Genomic DNA, 17,000 nt, shown 5'->3' on the forward strand with positions numbered 1-17,000 from the left:
AAAACTCTTCCTATAATTTGTCTTTCTTAAATATTTTTTGTACCTTTATGGTATGAAACAGAAGTTATCCTCTCCCAGTTTTGCTGACCTATTCCTTGGACAAAGAAAGGTCAAGCAGACATTATTTTCACAAATAAATACAATCATTGATTGGGCACCTATTCGTGCTATAATAGAAGTGGCTTATACAAAAGGCTATAAGTCTACTGGCCGGCCCAGCTATGACAGCCTTGTTTTATTCAAGATTGAATTACTCCGCACCTGGTATGGTCTGAGTGACGGAGAAGTTGAAGATCAGGTTAACGACCGCCTGTCTTTTAGTCGCTTTGCAGGTCTTGGCATGGAAGATATTGTTCCTGATAGTACTACTGTGTGCCGTTTTCGCAACATTCTTGTTGAAGCGGATTTGTATGATACGCTTCTTGAGGAGTTTAATAGGCAATTGGAAGCTAAAGGAATCATTGTAAAGCGTGGCGCCATTATTGATGCCAGCATTACGAATACGCCCCCGCGGAGGTAAGAGCTATGAGGTCGTTGAGGATAGAAAAGAGGATGAGAACATGGAGGCTTCGGAGAAAGCCATGCTCAAAGAAGTTGTCAAGCCTAACGTAGACACAGAAGCCCGTTGGGTAAAGAAGATGGGAAAGCTCCACTTCGGTTACAAGCGTCACACGGTAACGGATGAAAACGGATTGGTGCTTGCCGAGGAAACGACAGCTGCCAATGAAAGTGATATGAAACACTTAGAAACACCCCTGAAGAAAGCTAAATTGCCACGGAAAGCACTTGTCTATGCCGATAAAGGATATGACTCGATGGAGAACAAAGAAACCCTCAAACGTATGAAACTCAAAAGTCGTATCATGCATAAAGGAACAAGAGGACATGAAATTACAGAAAGGCAGCAGCGTATCAACGTTGCGATAAGTAAGACACGCTACAAAGTAGAACGTACCTTTGGTTCTATGCATAGATGGTTTGGTGCTGGAATAGCAAGATACGTTGGACTTTCAAAAGCACATGCGCAGCATATTATGGAATCCATTGCCTACAACTTGTACCGAACACCAGGGATTATTGTGTCAAATTGTATCAGATAATATGAAAATACACCGATAAAAGATTATTATCTACTCAAAAATAACCTCCAACGGCATCTTTTGGTCAAAAATATTCATTCTTCTAATAGTATATGGGTGAAAATTGAGAGGGTGCAGGTTTTTCAGAGGTCTCATATCGCCATTTCCCTTGCGAACAATTTGCATATTGTCTCCCCATTCAAAATAGCTGCGGTCTCTTTTTGTTTGATGGTGATTGACGTTCATATCGCTTCCTCCTTTTCTTTCTCCTTTTGATATTTCCTAATCAGTCTGTCCATATCCTCCGAAATCTTATTGTCGGTTACTTGCGCATAGATTTGTGTGCTGGCGATAGATGCGTGTCCCATCATCTTGGCAATGCTCTCAATGGGAATACCGGCACTCAGACTCATCGTGCCGAACGTATGTCGCGCCGTGTGCGAGGTAAAGGGAAAAGATATACCTGCCCGTAATCGCAAGGCTTTGAGACAAGACTGATAAGTGGGATATTTGATATGGGGGAGCAGTGTTTCCCTTTCATCGCTGTGCATTTTCTCTATTAACCGAACAGCTTCCGGCAATAACTTGATACGACAAAGCACGCCCGTCTTTTGTCTGTTGAACTTCAACCACAAACTGCCTGCATCATCACGAACAAGATGCTTCTTGCTTAGTTCCATCAAATCACAATAGGCTGCACCAGTATAACAGGCGAAGAGAAACACATCACGAGCAGTTTCCATTTCTTTTTCCAATTCATCAAAGCGGAGTGCTTTGAGTTTGTCCAATGCTTCCTTGTCGAGTGCCTTGGGCGCTTTCTTGTTCCCCCGTTCTATATGGACATTGTCAAACAGAAGCGTATCAGCCAGTCCCTCACGATAAGCCAGCCTGCAGACAGTCTTCAAATCTGCTGCAACTCTGAAAAATGTGCTTTGCTGATGACCAAGCTCACCGAGACAGAACGCCTGCAACTCATAGATAAAGTTTTCTGTCAACTGCGAGAAAGCCAAATCCGAAACATGATACTTCTTCTGCATAAACTCCTGCAACCGTTTTCGAGTGGAGTGATAGGCTGACATAGACCCTTCCTTGATGTCTATACCGATATGACTCTCTTTCTCCTTGATAAGCATATCCAGCCTCTCAACAAGCCTGCATCGTGCTTGCATGCTACCTTGAAACAGTTCTTTTACATCGGTTGCATCAAATGGCCGGCCTTTGGCAATCAACGATTGATAGGCAGATTGAATGGAAAGCAACAAATTCTCCAATCTCCCATTAATCTCCACCGCTTCACGGCTCTTACCATCCATCCTGCTCTCACGTGAATTCCACAAATCAGGATTACAGGAAAGCTTACAACTGAACTGGGCAATGGAACGCCCTATGATAATACGTCCCATAATCGGAGCCTTGCCCGACTTGTCCAGACCACTCTTTTTAAGGTAGAGTAACACCTTCATCTTTTCTGTTTTCATACGCTTTAATATTTGTGGGTAAAGTTACCCGAATTAAAGCGTTCCTCACTTATGCAGAAAACTGCCGACCAAAGCAACAACCACACGAGTGGAAATAATTCAGTTACCGAATACTGCACCATCGTTACCTACATCAAAACAAGGTAACACTCTGGTAACTGAACTTCTGCCTAAATCTGTACTTTTCTGCCTTTTACAAACAATGCAGCATCATGCAAATCGTTCCATTTCTCACTCATTATCAGTTAGTTTACGCCAACTTCGACTTTTCTTCATTTTCGTTGATTAGTTACACTGTAATCGCATCGCCTTTACACTGTAATGGCATTACCTTTACGGCGCGGAGGCAACACCAAGGCCAAAAAGTGCAAAATCGCCTTTGGCGGGATCGTCGGGGAAAATCTGTTTTAAGGTGCCGGTAAGCTGTTCAACGACATGCCAGTTAGCAGTTTTGGCGGTGATCAGCCCCAACCGCCGTGCCTGCTGCATGACATGGGTATCGAGGGGGATGAACAGCGTCCGCTTATCAATAAAGCCCGACCATAGGCCGAGGTCAACGGGCGAAGCGTCTCTTGCCATCCACCGCAAGAACATGCAAGGACGCTTGGCAACGGACGTATGGGGAGCCGGTACCATGCCTTTAATGCCACGGTCAAGAAAGAAGTCACCAAAGGCTTCAAGCACGCTCAGGGCGGTATGGTTTCGGACGTAAGCCATGGCGAAATCGCCGATAGACCCATAAAGAATCGTCATTTCCCTGAGCACGTCGCACAGCCGAAGCATCATCCCATTGTTGTAGAGCCGATAGAACGATCGCCTCTCATCAGCAAAGATCGTGCGGTATTGTCGCTCCCTCAGCCAGATGAAAGGCTCTCCCCCGCTCTCCTGAAGCAGCAACTTCAACTTTGGGAAGAAGAGATCCCGACGGCCATAACTGAGCACGGAGGCCAGAAAAGCCATCACCTCTTGATTTTCCCTGCCCTCAACCTGGTGCATCAACCACGAAGGATCGCTGTCAAGAAAGGCCGCGGTCTCATATTGTGACGCAAGCGCCCGCAGCTGTCGCTTCAGAGGATCAATATCAATGGACAGACCTTGTATCGCATGTTTATTCATATTCAGCCGCAAAATTACATTTTTTTGTAGTAATCCGTAGCTGCTGAATGGCCTGTATTAAGGATTATTGGATAAAAGCTTATAAATGATTGAATGTTTTTCCTTAATTTTGGATAGAAAAGCGGCATTCCTTTATACATTTATACAAGGGTGTTCCGTGCGATTGCCGATTTTCGGGTGATGACAAGGACTTCTCCCTGCAACCGTTCATCGGCATGTTTCTCGGGCAATCGTACCCCTGCGGTGCATCCCCTTTTGTGGTTTTCCACAATCGCAGGTATGGCACAATGTGATATTAGTCCTTCCAGGGATTGTAACCCCCGTTACCAAAATCATCGGAGAACCACCCCCGCTTGGCGCCGATGCCGCCCTCCGGGTCGCCATCGATGATGGGCTGCTGGTCGGTCTTCCCGTCACCGTCATTATCTACCTGCGAAAAAGTGATGAGTACCGAATGTTCCATATTGACGAAAAACATTTCCATCTCTGGTCTTATATATTTCCTTTTCATTTCTGTAAAATTATTTAATCGCTACTTTTCTGTGGCTCACAATATAAATACCGGCTGGCAAGCGGTCGAGGTCTAAGGCATCGGAAGCCACTTTCTGCCCCTGCAAGTTGTAAACAGCTGCGTCTGTACGAGCCGGCTGTGCATCCAGCTCCTGCCCCTGTATGGCAGTTACTTCGCCCTCTGTTTTACCGTCTATGGCAAAGGTCACGGCCTTTGCGGGGCTTGCGCCGCTTGTGTTGGTGGCAATCCAGCATCGGAAGCCCTTGATGGGAAGTGCCGATGTGGTGTGATACCATTTTCCGTTGTTGCCGCCCAGCACATACGATTGGGCGGGGACGAAGTTTGCGGTCTGGTTGATTTGCGTACCGCAAAACTGGATGCTGCCCGCCTCGGTGCTTGTTGTTTTTGGGGTCTCGGCAAAGGTTGCCTCCGGCATGGAAGCAAGCACCACATTGTTGATGGTGAAATAGGGTGCCGCAACGGTGATTTGGGTATGGTCGTTGAGGTCTTTGCTGTAATTGCCAGTCGTTACATTGGCAGTACGGGTGGACTGCATGATGTAGAGCTGGCTCGGAACTATGACGGTTGCGCCGTCGTCCGAAAGGTCAACTGATTCGAAATCAATGCGTGTGGGGATGTCCTCGTCCTGTCCTTTCAGACGGGCAAGTTTGGCATGGTCGCCAAAAGCGGTCTTGAATTGCGCCGCCGTGAGAGCTACGGGAAGCGTGATGGAACTCCACAGGCCGGGTGTCATAGTGCGCTTCAGAATCAGCGTGTAAGCATTGCTGGGCGAGAGTTCTTGTTTGGAGAGGTACTCAAGTGAGATCTGTCCCTCGTCGAGTACCATGTCATTGTCGCCGCAATATTTCAATTGGAAATTGTCGAAGGCCGTCCAGTCGAGGTCTTCTGTAGAGTTCTCTACCTTGATTCCGATGTTCAGCCTGGTATTGTCGGATGGTACATAAACAAGGATGGAATTATTATATGCGCCTGTTTCAAAGAGTTTGGCGGCCTTGATGTAAGGGCTCTCATTAGGCACATCAGAGGCAACATTCACCTTTATAAGGTCGGCAGCCGTATAGGTGAAGTCGTTGCCGAAGATATTCAACTCAGCAGACACATTCGATCGTCCTTCCGTTGAGTTTGCGGCATTGGCGAACAGATAGGCCTTCATGTTACTACCTGCACCGGGGCTGCAAAAACCGTCGCACGATAATTTGTACCACCCTTTCTTTAATACTGTAACAGCCTGTGTCAGAGTTCCGTTAGCATGGCTGTCGTTGCCCAGGTTCCTGATAGAGCCAATCCAATAGCTTCCATATTGGCGCTGATAGTCGTCGTTAGCAGTCCATTTGTTGCCCATGCCTACATAATAGGTATAGCTCGCTCCCTGGTCGAAGGAATATGAGGAGTTCATGCTGTAATTAAATCCTGAAGCCTGCCATTCGCCAACCTTTCTGTTGCTTCGGTTCATATCCTGGTCGTCAACCAAAAATGTAGCGTCGGCTGGTGACTCATTGGAGGCAAATTGTGCCTTGAAAGCGTCTTTCATGTCTTTCAATGTGACGAACTTCCACTCGGCATTCGCTTCGTATCCGCCAGTTGATGTCGGGTAAACCAAATCCAATCGGTTCGATGACGACTGCTTGTTGGAAACAATCAGATAGCGATTGCCGCCCATAACCGCGTCGCTACCATTGTAACAATAGAGTGTATAAGTCTTACTCCCGCTACTGGTTTCCGTAATAGTCCAGTTGATGTTGGCGTTAGCTGAGGTTCGGTCGCTGTAAACGCGGTCCCAGTCCGGCTGATTTTGCGTTGTTGGCATACTTGGGGGATTGGGGAAGCCCAGATACTTCCCATCGGAAGTTGTCAAACTACCTTGTATTTGATAAGTCCCATCAGCATTAGCTGTAAGTATGACAGGCATACCAACCGCGTATGCCGAAACGCTGGTGCCCCAGTTAGAACCTATGTTGAGGTATTTCCCAGTCCCCACATTGTAAAGATATACTGTGGACATATCCGTATCGCCGCTATTTATGAAGTCAGAGATGGAATTGCCCACCCAGTTGTAACTTGCATCCTGTCCCTGTGCCATAGTTTGTATAGGTATGGCTATCAGGACGGAAGCCAGCAAAGGCAATAACAAAAGTCTTGTTCGTTTCATATTAAAAAGATTAACTCGCTCTAATTTGGACTTTGATTGAATATCAAGAAGTTGGGCGTTTGCCTATACAATATAGGTAACAATATGGAAACGAGCGGACTTCTACTCGTTTCTGTATTTTGCAATATACAAAGAACGCCTCAATTCGTTTGCAAAGATACGACAATTTTCTAAATATCTCATAACTTACTAGGAGAAATTTATGGAAATTATAACTTTTGTCTATCAAATAGCTAAAAATGAATAGCAGGTATTCTGCTTTTATTTCAGAATACCTGCATATTAAAAGGAAACTATGAAACAATTCACTTCTTTATTTTATAATTCCTGTATCTAAGTTTGCATTTGATGCTTTGACTTTCTGTTGAATATGTTTCTTCCCAGAACTTAAGTTCCATGACAATGCTAAATATAGCATATTACCAAAAGCATAATTTCGTATTTCTTTGCAGGAAAATGCTATATTTGAGAGATAATCCTCTCGACTTCCTGTTCCCGAATTACGGAAAAGATTTTTCATACCACATTTCACAGACAGATTTCTATATTTGTAGCCCACACATAACGAATTGTTGGCAAAATTATGTAACAGAGTTTCACCTGTCAAATCCTCCGAAGATGAACTATAATCAAAATCTATATTAAAATTACCCCAATAAATACTACAACCAGCCTTGACGCTACAATAAGAATTTGTATGTTTTATTCCCCTAGTCATAATATCTCTTACCATATATGGCATAACATAGATAAAAAACTTTTTGTCAAAAAGATACTGTTCCGCATAAAAGCTAAAATTAAAATGATGTTTATTTGCACCATTCCAAAAAGAATAAGTGTATATACCATTACTTAATGAAACAGGAGCATCACATATCATTTTGTGGGAGTAATCATAATTAAAAGATAAGGAGAAATAAGTTTTTCCCAAATCATAATTGAGCTTAACTTCATTTCTATCTGTAGTGAAAGGTTTCAAATTGGAATTTCCAGCAACCTGTTCATACTTGTTGTCTAATCTTGTAAATTCTGTTAATTGGGCAAGCTTTGGTACTGAAGTACTACGCTCATAACTATAGGCAAGAATCATCTTATCACTAAGACTATAGTTAAAAATTATGTTGGGACGGAACGACCAAAACGTATATTTATCATTTTCTCCGTTAAAATGTTCACGACTGACACCTGCACTTAAAATTAAACTCATTTCTTGTAGTTTACGATTGTATGCAGCAAATAAATATTGAGAGTCGTTATGCATGGTTGCAAAATATTCTCTTTCAGTTTTGTACTGATTATTTGTAAATTCACCTGTTTGTTGGTAACCGATACTTAGTTCACTTGCATTTGTAAAACTATGGCTAAAATTGATTTCTCCTAAAGAACTGTACTTTTCTCCCTTTACATTATATGAATTTTTCAACATTGACGCATTTACACTTCTATCATAAATACTACTTGCATAAGCCGCTGCCAAATAAACGGAGATTGTATTGTTTCCAATAGCATCGCCATAATATAATTTGAGCATCGGGCGTTTCTCGTTATTTTTATTGAATGTCATCATTTCATATTGATTGCTGTTATCTATTATATGTTCTATAAGGTATCTGTCTGGGAAACCGTTCCAGCAGGTTGACAACTTCGCATCAAACACACGCTTTTTATTATTTGTAATATTATATGATAGAGTTACATCATGACTTGTATAATGGCTGTCGCTGTATTTGCCATCTTTTTCTACATCAACTGCGTCATTACCATCTCCGATAAAGTGTTGTCGGCTCATTGTCTTTACTTTTTCATTGCTGTTCTGTTTGAAATTGTAGCGTACTCCAAATTCAGATTGTTTGCTTGTAAATTTTAACCAAACATTATCATCATTATAACTTGTCGTAAGAGCATTCATTGCATTTAAGCCGCAGGCAACTCCTACATTTTCCCTTCTTGTTTTGATATTAATTACAGCAGCCACACCTTTACCATATTTCAAACCTGGAGTAGAAATATAATCGACGCTCAATACCCTATCAACCGTTAAGGCTTGCAAATCTGACACAGTGGAAGGAACATTGTCTATACGAATTTGCACTTCTCCTTCCACAAGGCTTTTAACTGTCATCTCGACTTGGTCTACATGAATACGAGGTAATCTTATAATATGTAATAAATCGAGTCCATTTGCTGCATGTTTTTTTTGCAACATACTAGGCAAATATGAATCATAATTATTATGATGTACAATACGTTTACTTTCTATAATAACTTCGGATAATTCACTTGATTTAGTTACAATAGAATCTTGTTGTGCATAAACGTTATGCACAAATACTAATACCAAGGAAAGTGTAAGGATTATTCTATTCATGTATCATTTCTTTTATACGAACAACATTATTAGTGTTAAAAACTTTTGGCAAATCCTCAAATAATCTATCTTGCACATGTGCAACAAAATGAAGTATATGCTTACAATAAGCTGACGGATTATCAAAACCATTGGCTTTAGAATAGCGATGAGCGATATTGCCTCCTCCACATATATCTTTTATGCAGCAATTCTTACACTTTTCACATAGCATTTTATCTGAATGAGAGTAATAATATTTTTGCATTACAGAGTTTTGAGCAATGTCATCAAATGTACTATCTGTAATGTTCTTTCCTGTATGAGTGAAGCCATCACCGCAAATCTTGAGATTATCAACCAATTCTATATTGCCATTGGGTTTCAAACTTATAGTTTTGTTTGGTTTTCTCCCTAACATCTCATATCCTCGTTCTATACCCAAAAGTAAACTAACAACAGTGTCAAAATATCTAATCATCGGCTTTTGGGTATCATTGTCTTCATACCACAAATCAAACATTTTTGAAAGCCATGCACCTGTATGTGAATCACTACCAGTATCAACTGTTACATCTGGATATAAAAAATCAACATTATCAACTCCTATTTCCTTAAAATTAGAGTAAATTGCAAGTGGAGAAACGCTAGTATTGATAACGCATAACACATTAACAGGAAGAGCGTTGGACTTTAGTAGTTCAACACCTTTGATAATATTATCATAAGCATATTGTCTTGTGGAGCGATAAACTCTATGTTTGGAAGATTCTCGAGTTCCATCAAGGGAAATCCCTATAGCAATATCCAATTCATCAAATAGGTCAATCCATTCTTGAGTAAGCAAGGTGGCATTAGTTTGTATGCCATAGAGTATTTCGGTGGAGGTTATTCTCTCTTTTGCTTGGGCAATGAAATCTCTATAAAATTGTTTGGGAGCCATCAAAGGTTCACCACCATGAAAGATTATCAAGAACATATCAACCTTATGTGCCTCACAATGTTCCTTAATCCTTGATATAACAGTTGTAATCAGAGAAAAAGGCATAACATTTGGCTCGTATTTATAAGAATAGTCTCCCTGATTAAAAACATAACAATAATCACAATTCAAATTGCAACAACTTGTCACTTTTAAAATGAGCTCGTTAAAAACCATAATAATTTATCTTCAAATTTTAAGCAAATTGTTTTTATGACAACTATATCACAAAAACAACCAAATTAAAACATTGTCATTTTTGGATTAAACAAGTTACACCAAGTTAGGCATCTAACTTGGTGTAACTTGTTTAATTAACATTAGCGGAATTATCTTCTGACTGGACGAGTTGACTCGCAATAATTAGTATTTCCCCAATCTGGTTCTAATTTTTTGTCATCTTTCAGTGACTCTTCCTGCACTCCTCCTCTTACTTGTGACATTCCTTTTTGTGAAAGAAATTCGTTCAATAACGCAACGTTCTCATCAAGTGTTTTGTTGCTTAACATTACTTTTTTCATAATAAATCTTTATGTATAAAGTTACCCAACTAAAGCGTTATGGGTTTTGCTTTACAAAAGTAAGTATATTTTTCAAAAGAAACGATTTTTGGATAAAACATTTAAAGTTTTTCGTAAAAGTTTAACATATACAAAACCTATATACACCTCAATTCTGTATAAATACCAAATGCCAGCTTAATAGTCACATACAAGTCACCATCAGACATAGCCTATCCGAATACCTGCTGCCATAACGTTTTGTCGCTGACGATGATTCTGACATCGGTTTTCATGTACTTTTGCAACACAAAGGTATTTGGTCCTTGTGTACACATTGTGGCTATAGCCATAAAATAGTTGCCATCTTCTCTATGTATGAGTTTAGTATTATGGCTTATGATGTCGCAGTTATAAGATGCATTGTCGTTGCCCTCGAAAGAAACATGAGCAGTTCTTGGCTCGTTGAAAAGATACAAATACTTGTATGGCACAAACACTTGCACTGTTCTTTGATTGATGACCTCACCAGTAGCCTCTATGGATATAGGATAAGGTATCTTGTAGAAAGCAACTGCGAGAGCGAGGACTATTATCGTAATGATAACAGTCCCTAAGCTGACGAGACGAGGAGGAACTTTGCTTATCACGTTTCTCACCTTCTCGCTTCTCAACTCGATGTTATCAGATTCTTTTTCTTTCTGTTCCATATCAAAAGTTTTTTAGTTTCCCAATTCCAACTGATTCTTCACAAGGTTATAGTATGCTCCTCGCTTGGCGGTCAAAGACTCATGGTTGCCAACCTCAACCACCTTGCCATGGTCGATGACCACGATTTGGTCGGCATTCTTCACCGTGCTTAGGCGATGAGCCACAATCACGACCGTCTTTCCCTTGTAGAACTTATCCAAGTTCTCCACAATGCTTCTCTCATTGTTGGCATCGAGCGAGTTGGTGGCCTCGTCAAGGAAGATATAGTCGGGATTCTTGTACACCGCTCGGGCGATGAGGATGCGCTGACGCTGTCCCTGGCTCAGTCCCACGCCGTCACGGCCTATCTTTGTATTGTACTTTAACGGCAATGACATGATATAGTCATGTATGCAAGCAATCTGAGCAGCCTTCAGTAGTCGTTCCTTGTCGATGTCGCCGTCGTCAACAGCAATGTTGCGGGCGATACTCTCCGAGAAGATGACACCGTCCTGCATGACCACACCGCACTGACGGCGCCACCATTTCTTGTTGAGCGTGTTAACGTCCGTGCCTCCAATATTGATTTGACCCTCCAAGACGGGATAATAGCCGAGCATGAGCTTGACGAGCGTGGTCTTGCCGCTGCCCGAGGCACCAACGATGGCCGTCACTTTCCCCTTGGGGATGCGTATCGTCACGTCGTCCAAGGTCTTGCGCAAAGCATGAAGGTCGTACTTGAACATAATGTCCTCGATGTCGATGCCCTTGTTGTTGTCGGTCAGCGAGGTTCTGAGGCCATTCTTCCCGTTCTCGTCCTCGGCGCGGTGGATCTCATTGATGCGCTCCAGGCTGATTCTCACGTCCTGCAGTGAATAGAAGAAATTCATGAGCTGTTCCACGGGTGAGTTGAGCTGTCCGATGATATACTGCACGGCGAGCATCATGCCGAGCGTCATCTGTCCGTGGATGACGGCAGCGGCTGCCACGACGGTGATGACGATGTTCTTCACCTCGTTGATGAGGATACTGCCGGCCTCCTGCGTCTGCTGCAACTTCAGCGACTTCATCTGTACGTTGAAGAGGTCCACCTGCGTATCCTCCCATTCCCACCTACGTCGCTGCTCACAGTCCTGGAGCTTGATCTCCTGCATGGACGTGATGAACTCGTAGGTTTTGTTGTTGTTGATGGCCTGCTGTTCGAAGAGCTCATAGTCAAGCACCTTGCGGCGGCGCAGGAAAAGTGTCATCCAAAGGCCGTAGAGCAGACTGCCCGCAAGGAAGATGGCAAAGATGAGCTTGTTGTAGAACAGCAGCACCACCGTGAATACTACGAAGGTGAGCATGGCGAAGGTCACGCTCAATGCCTGGCTGGTGAGGAAGTTGTTCACACGGCTATGGTCGTTCATCCGCTGCATGAGGTCGCCCATGAGTTTTGTGTCAAAGAAAGACATCGGCAACTTCAAGAGTTTGATGAAGAAGTCGCTCACCAACGAGATGTTGACCCTCATGGAGATATGCAACAACAGCCACCGGCGGATGAAGTCGATGGCCGTACGGCTGAAGGTGAGCATCAGCTGAGCGAGCAGTATCAGCCAGATAAAGCCAAGGTTCTGGTTCTTGATGCCCACGTCGACGATGGACTGCGTGAGGAACGGCAGGACGAGCTGCAACAAACTGCCCATGATAAGCCCAAGCACTATTTGTCCGAAATAGCGTTTGTACTTCCTCACATAGCCGAAAAGAAAACGGAATGACCGTGGATTCTTATTCATTTCACTCTCACCGTCCTCCTTGTGGGAATAGAAACTGGGCGTGGGCTCCAGGAACATCGCTATGCCCTTCTCTTCTCCATTAGAACGTGTGCTGATCCAATGACTCTTGAACTCTTCAAGATTATATTTTACAAGACCTTTGCCAGGGTCAGCGACATAGAACTTCCTGCCCTTTTTGACTTTGTATAGGACGACGAAGTGATTTTGGTTCCAGTGAAGAATGCAAGGGGATAACACTTTTAATAATATATTTGTTTCAATCCTCGCACATAATGTATGAAAACCAAGTATTTTGGCCGTCTCGTCTATGCTAAAAAGAGATACACCTTCCGTGGTCACCGAACATAGTTTTGACAAGTGTTTAGATGTATAGTTCTTGCCATAGAAGTCGCATACCATTTGTAAACATGCAATACCACATAACATTGCATCGTGCTGCAAAGAGATAGGAAACTTTCTATTCATTCAGTATTTAACCGCTATAAATCGATTTTCTTGTAGTTGTTATTTTTATAATCGTTTTATCTCCTTGTCCAATGTGTTCTTGCCACGATACTTGGTATTCTTGGAATTAAGCCTGTAGGTTACATTGAAGGAATATTTCCAAAGATGGTAGTCCTCCGTTTGTTTGAAGTTCAAGGATCCGATTTTGTCCTTCTCCCTGAATTTCATACCTCTGAACAAGTCGCTTCCTTGCAGGCTGATGGTCAACTTGCCTTTGAAGAAAGCCTTTTGCAGAGTAATGTTGGTGGTGTGGAACGGAAGAAGTTCCACCGACCCTTGGTTGCCACCACTGTTAAAGTAGATATAGGAAGAGATCATATAATCGTGAGGAAGGCTCAGGATTTGGCTCAGAACACAGTAGAACGAGGCTCTGTTATGTCGCATCTGTCGGCCCAGATATTCACTTTTGAAGAAAGGCTGGTCAAGGCCTACCGTCAGCGAGGGCGACCAAATGCCAAAGTTCTTCTGCACGTTGATGAAGAAATTGAGGTTTTGGATATGATCAAAGTTCTTGTAGGTGGTGACAATGATGTTGTCGTTGCCACTATTCTCAAAGTATGATTGTATATAATCTTTTTTGAAAGAATAGCCGGCAGACAAAGTTATCCATTTGTAGGTGGAATACAGTTGTGCCTGATAGATACGTGTCGGCTCCAGTTGTGGGTTGCCCCGTTGGTACATGTATTCATTCATGTAGTAATTTGAATTGCTCATTTGCCGGAAGGACGGTCTCACTACTTGGGAGGTGAACGATAAGGTATGGCTCCAGCCTCCCTTGCCGTAAGAAATGCTCAGCGAAGGAAACAAGTTGTTGAAGGTGTTCTTACTCCCAATCTGGCTTATCAAATTATTGTACTTGTAGATGTAATCCTCATATCTTACGCCTGCCTTCGTAGAGACAGAACCGAATCTTTTACTGAGTTCCACATAGGCTCCGTATAGGTATTCGTGAGTCTTATACGAAGAGTTGCTCATGCTGTTGGACGAGATGTTGATAGTTCCCCTCGCTTTGGTATACGAGAAGTCCACGCCCAAGGACAGATTCGTGGTGTTTCCCAACTTCTGGTTATAGTCTATTTTCAGCGACATTATGTTTTGCTTGGCATCACCGTCGCTGACCGTATTCAGAGTTGACAGATCATTTGTCGACTCATTGGTGTTTTGATGATAATCGTTGTTATTGTGAACGAAATCTGCGTATGCGCCAAAGGTACAGCTTTGCTTGCTAAGCAAGTAGAACGTGTTCAAGTGATGGTACGTGACGCTATTCTTATATCTGTTTGCCACCAGAGTATTCTGCACAGCCGTTCCATTCAACGAATAGCCAAGGCCTGCATTGCGGTCTTCTGTGTCCTTATATGTATTTCCATCCCATGATAAACCAATAGAATTGCAAGTGTCTATGGAGCAGTCGATGCTAAGAGCGAAGTTGAGCTTTGGAGTAGATTCTTTGCTCCGTTGCGGGCTTTCATAGCGATGGATGTTGTTCCCCACATGCAACTCCTTTACTGAAGGCTGTGTAGATGAGCTACGAGCGTGCTCATAGTCATAGCTTCCTGTGATGTTGATGTTTTTGAACTGATAACCTAATCGGGCGCTCTGCCCAAAGGACGTTCTCTCGTTCTGACTGACCAAGCCCCTCGCCAGCAAAGAGAAGCCCTCTTCTTTGTTGACCGTCGTTATTTTAATGACAGCCCTGCCATTGGCCCGGTATTTCGGTCCGGGTGAGGTGAGCAGTTCCACCTGCTGGATGTCCGACGGAACAAGTCTGTCCAGCTCATCTGTCGACTTGACTTCCCGGTTATTGATGTATATAATGGGGGAGCCTTTCCCAAAGGTCTCGATATCGCCCGTACGGCCTTTTACGACTCCTGGAATCTGTAAGAGGAGATCAGAAATCGAGTTGATCTTGGACAGTATGGTGCCATGAACTTGTGTGGTCAACACACCTTCTTTTTGGCGGAACAGAGGACGGTTGCCTTTTACCGTCACTTCAGACAACTGAATCTCGCCTTTTTGTAGCCAGACCCTTAGCATGGAATCGGCTGGCAGTCGGTCTAAATCCACATAGTTATCTCTATATCCAATGTATGTAACCTTCAATATAGAGTGATCCTTGGGCCTCTGAACGTGGAATTTACCTTTGCCATCAGTGGTCGTTCCTGATATGAAACTTGAGTCCGCCGACAAGACGACAACATTAGCAAACTCTATGCTGCTTCCGTGTTCATCTGTTACAGTTCCTTTCAATTCTTGGGCATACGCAACTTGAACCATGAAAATGAGCATGAAAACAAACACTTTACGAGTATAGTGTATTGTCTTTTTCATAAGCAATCCATTTTTAATTTCATTTCCAGCAAATCATAAAAGTCTTCCTTGTCTAAAGGACACGAATCATACTCTTCTCCTCCATGGTATTGGTTGTACCTTCTAACCACACATCCACCATCACATAAGGGAAGGAAAGCACAGTCGTGACATTTTTTGTCTGAAAACATATCTGATCCTACAATGTAGGATGGAAGAATGGTGTTCCTTAATTTATTATCAAAGATACTACTTATTACCTTCTGAGGCTTACCCACATCAACCCAACATTTATAGATTTCTCCCTCTGGCCCGATTATAAAAGAATTAATACATGTAGCAGTACATCCTCCTATTTGTGGAGAAATAGTTGTATGAATATCTCTTATACTATATTTTTCATACAGTTCTCTCATTAGGCTAACTTTTGCTTTGTTTGGCAGGCAGGCAACATTACATGAATTATTTATGTCATTAACAAGAGCGAGGTCAAACGAATAATTGTTATTTCCCCATCGCTTCTTCAATTCATTGTAAAGTACAGGAAACTGATATCTATTTTCTTCCCGCAAATTTACCCGAACTGTAACATGGCATGACGGAATATACGTAAAAACATTTTCAATGTTTCCAATAATTCTGTCAAATGTAGGAATCCCCTCTTTATGAACTCGACTCTTATTATGAAAGTCCCGATTTCCGTCTATAGTTATTTGAATATTATCGATTTTATAGTCCTTAAGTATATTACACTTTCTTTCATCTAAAAGAAACCCATTCGTTACCATTGAATGTGTAATAATCTTTAATTTGGATATATTATAAAGCCTATTCAACAAAAAATGCATTTTTTCAAATGCCAAAAGAGGTTCACCTCCATGCCAGCATAAATTAACGGTTTTACACCCAGAATTTTCTACAAACTTAATAATTTGTTCCATTGTAGACGTATTCATGGTTTTGTGGGATAATTTGGTCTCATAGCAATAGGGGCATTTGAAATCATTGTAATAATAGTCAAAGTTGATGTATTCATAGCGAAGCCCTGCTTACATCGTCAGTTGCCCGAATCTACGGCTATAGTCAACGAACGCAGAAGTCATTGACTCCTTGACTTTTTCTTTCTCGTTATCAACCACTTCAGGATCCACTTGGTAGTGACTTCTTCGATTCACATGACTGTATTCACCGCCCAACGAAAAAGTGCCATTCAACAAAGGAATACTAAGGACAAGTTTGGATGCCAACAAAGAGTTGCGATTGTTGCGATAGGAGCAGACATCTGACTTTTCCGTCTCTGCCTGGCGATATTCGTCAAACACCATTTCGTGTAAGTCCATCCACTGCTTCTTGCCATACCAATAATAATCTGTATTGAAATCCACATTCAGCCCTCCTATCTTGCCAACATAATAAGCATTGGCGGAATAAGTCGTTGACTGACCTGGACTAAGATAATCAACGATTGACGATTCCTTCTGTACATTGTTCTGCATTATATTGAACGTCTGAGTTCCTTCGCCATTGTCCTTTGCGAA

The 17,000-nt window shown here is 42.3% G+C and carries 12 protein-coding genes and 2 pseudogenes; 1 reads left to right on the plus strand and 13 read right to left on the minus strand.

Annotated features, from left to right (window positions below; all coding sequences use genetic code 11):
* Positions 1–52: 52 nt before the first annotated feature.
* Positions 53–1,100, plus strand: a pseudogene (locus PREMU_RS07825) (IS5 family transposase).
* A gap of 30 nt (positions 1,101–1,130) precedes the next feature.
* Here PREMU_RS07825 and PREMU_RS15385 read toward each other — a convergent pair.
* The 13 genes and pseudogenes from PREMU_RS15385 to PREMU_RS07890 all read right to left on the minus strand — a co-directional run.
* On the minus strand, positions 1,131–1,325 hold the full coding sequence (locus PREMU_RS15385; protein WP_007574386.1) for a hypothetical protein: 195 nt from the start codon (positions 1,323–1,325) through the stop codon (positions 1,131–1,133).
* Positions 1,322–2,557 carry a site-specific integrase gene (locus PREMU_RS07830; protein WP_007574387.1) on the minus strand — a complete coding sequence of 412 codons (1,236 nt, stop codon included), beginning with the start codon at positions 2,555–2,557 and terminating at the stop codon, positions 1,322–1,324. Before PREMU_RS07830 ends, PREMU_RS15385 begins: the two co-directional genes overlap by 4 nt.
* Before the next feature lie 333 nt (positions 2,558–2,890).
* A complete protein-coding gene (locus PREMU_RS07835) occupies positions 2,891–3,673 on the minus strand; it encodes a TIGR02757 family protein (protein ID WP_007574389.1) in 783 nt (260 codons plus the stop codon).
* 295 nt (positions 3,674–3,968) lie between these two features.
* Positions 3,969–4,184, minus strand: coding sequence for a hypothetical protein (locus PREMU_RS07840; protein WP_007574391.1), 216 nt, complete (start codon positions 4,182–4,184; stop codon positions 3,969–3,971).
* A 10-nt stretch (positions 4,185–4,194) separates the two neighbouring features.
* Positions 4,195–6,285, minus strand: coding sequence for an adhesin (locus PREMU_RS07845; protein ID WP_223918579.1), 2,091 nt, complete (start codon positions 6,283–6,285; stop codon positions 4,195–4,197).
* Positions 6,286–6,667: 382 nt separating this feature from the next.
* Positions 6,668–8,722 (minus strand): porin family protein, encoded by a 2,055-nt coding sequence (locus PREMU_RS07850; protein WP_007574394.1) that lies wholly within the window; start codon positions 8,720–8,722, stop codon positions 6,668–6,670.
* Positions 8,715–9,860, minus strand: coding sequence for a radical SAM protein (locus tag PREMU_RS07855; protein ID WP_007574395.1), 1,146 nt, complete (start codon positions 9,858–9,860; stop codon positions 8,715–8,717). Before PREMU_RS07855 ends, PREMU_RS07850 begins: the two co-directional genes overlap by 8 nt.
* Before the next feature lie 152 nt (positions 9,861–10,012).
* Entirely contained in the window at positions 10,013–10,204 is a 192-nt protein-coding gene (locus tag PREMU_RS07860) for a hypothetical protein (RefSeq protein ID WP_040558149.1), read from the minus strand.
* A gap of 212 nt (positions 10,205–10,416) precedes the next feature.
* Positions 10,417–10,893, minus strand: a complete 477-nt coding sequence (locus tag PREMU_RS15660) for a hypothetical protein (RefSeq protein WP_007574398.1) — start codon at positions 10,891–10,893, stop codon at positions 10,417–10,419.
* A 12-nt stretch (positions 10,894–10,905) separates the two neighbouring features.
* Positions 10,906–13,113 (minus strand): peptidase domain-containing ABC transporter, encoded by a 2,208-nt coding sequence (locus tag PREMU_RS07875; RefSeq protein WP_007574399.1) that lies wholly within the window; start codon positions 13,111–13,113, stop codon positions 10,906–10,908.
* A gap of 45 nt (positions 13,114–13,158) precedes the next feature.
* The gene (locus tag PREMU_RS07880; RefSeq protein WP_007574400.1) at positions 13,159–15,483 is read right to left on the minus strand and encodes an outer membrane beta-barrel family protein; all 2,325 of its coding nucleotides are present in this window, start codon (positions 15,481–15,483) and stop codon (positions 13,159–13,161) included.
* Positions 15,480–16,490 carry a radical SAM/SPASM domain-containing protein gene (locus tag PREMU_RS07885; RefSeq protein WP_262502473.1) on the minus strand — a complete coding sequence of 337 codons (1,011 nt, stop codon included), beginning with the start codon at positions 16,488–16,490 and terminating at the stop codon, positions 15,480–15,482. The genes PREMU_RS07880 and PREMU_RS07885 overlap by 4 nt, the downstream gene beginning before the upstream one ends.
* A 21-nt stretch (positions 16,491–16,511) precedes the next feature.
* Positions 16,512–17,000 (minus strand): annotated as a pseudogene (locus tag PREMU_RS07890) (TonB-dependent receptor); the annotation flags it as partial.

This window comes from Hallella multisaccharivorax DSM 17128 (assembly GCF_000218235.1).
In the GTDB taxonomy this organism is placed as follows: Bacteria; Bacteroidota; Bacteroidia; order Bacteroidales; family Bacteroidaceae; genus Prevotella; species Prevotella multisaccharivorax.

What these genes read in the sequence shown, in the direction of transcription:
- PREMU_RS15385 (WP_007574386.1), bottom strand. Translation starts at nt 1,325, where the DNA reads ATGAACGTCAATCACCATCAAACAAAAAGAGACCGCAGCTATTTTGAA.
- PREMU_RS07830 (WP_007574387.1), bottom strand. Translation starts at nt 2,557, where the DNA reads ATGAAAACAGAAAAGATGAAGGTGTTACTCTACCTTAAAAAGAGTGGT.
- PREMU_RS07835 (WP_007574389.1), bottom strand. Translation starts at nt 3,673, where the DNA reads ATGAATAAACATGCGATACAAGGTCTGTCCATTGATATTGATCCTCTG.
- PREMU_RS07840 (WP_007574391.1), bottom strand. Translation starts at nt 4,184, where the DNA reads ATGAAAAGGAAATATATAAGACCAGAGATGGAAATGTTTTTCGTCAAT.
- PREMU_RS07845 (WP_223918579.1), bottom strand. Translation starts at nt 6,285, where the DNA reads ATGGCACAGGGACAGGATGCAAGTTACAACTGGGTGGGCAATTCCATC.
- PREMU_RS07850 (WP_007574394.1), bottom strand. Translation starts at nt 8,722, where the DNA reads ATGAATAGAATAATCCTTACACTTTCCTTGGTATTAGTATTTGTGCAT.
- PREMU_RS07855 (WP_007574395.1), bottom strand. Translation starts at nt 9,860, where the DNA reads ATGGTTTTTAACGAGCTCATTTTAAAAGTGACAAGTTGTTGCAATTTG.
- PREMU_RS07860 (WP_040558149.1), bottom strand. Translation starts at nt 10,204, where the DNA reads ATGAAAAAAGTAATGTTAAGCAACAAAACACTTGATGAGAACGTTGCG.
- PREMU_RS15660 (WP_007574398.1), bottom strand. Translation starts at nt 10,893, where the DNA reads ATGGAACAGAAAGAAAAAGAATCTGATAACATCGAGTTGAGAAGCGAG.
- PREMU_RS07875 (WP_007574399.1), bottom strand. Translation starts at nt 13,113, where the DNA reads ATGAATAGAAAGTTTCCTATCTCTTTGCAGCACGATGCAATGTTATGT.
- PREMU_RS07880 (WP_007574400.1), bottom strand. Translation starts at nt 15,483, where the DNA reads ATGAAAAAGACAATACACTATACTCGTAAAGTGTTTGTTTTCATGCTC.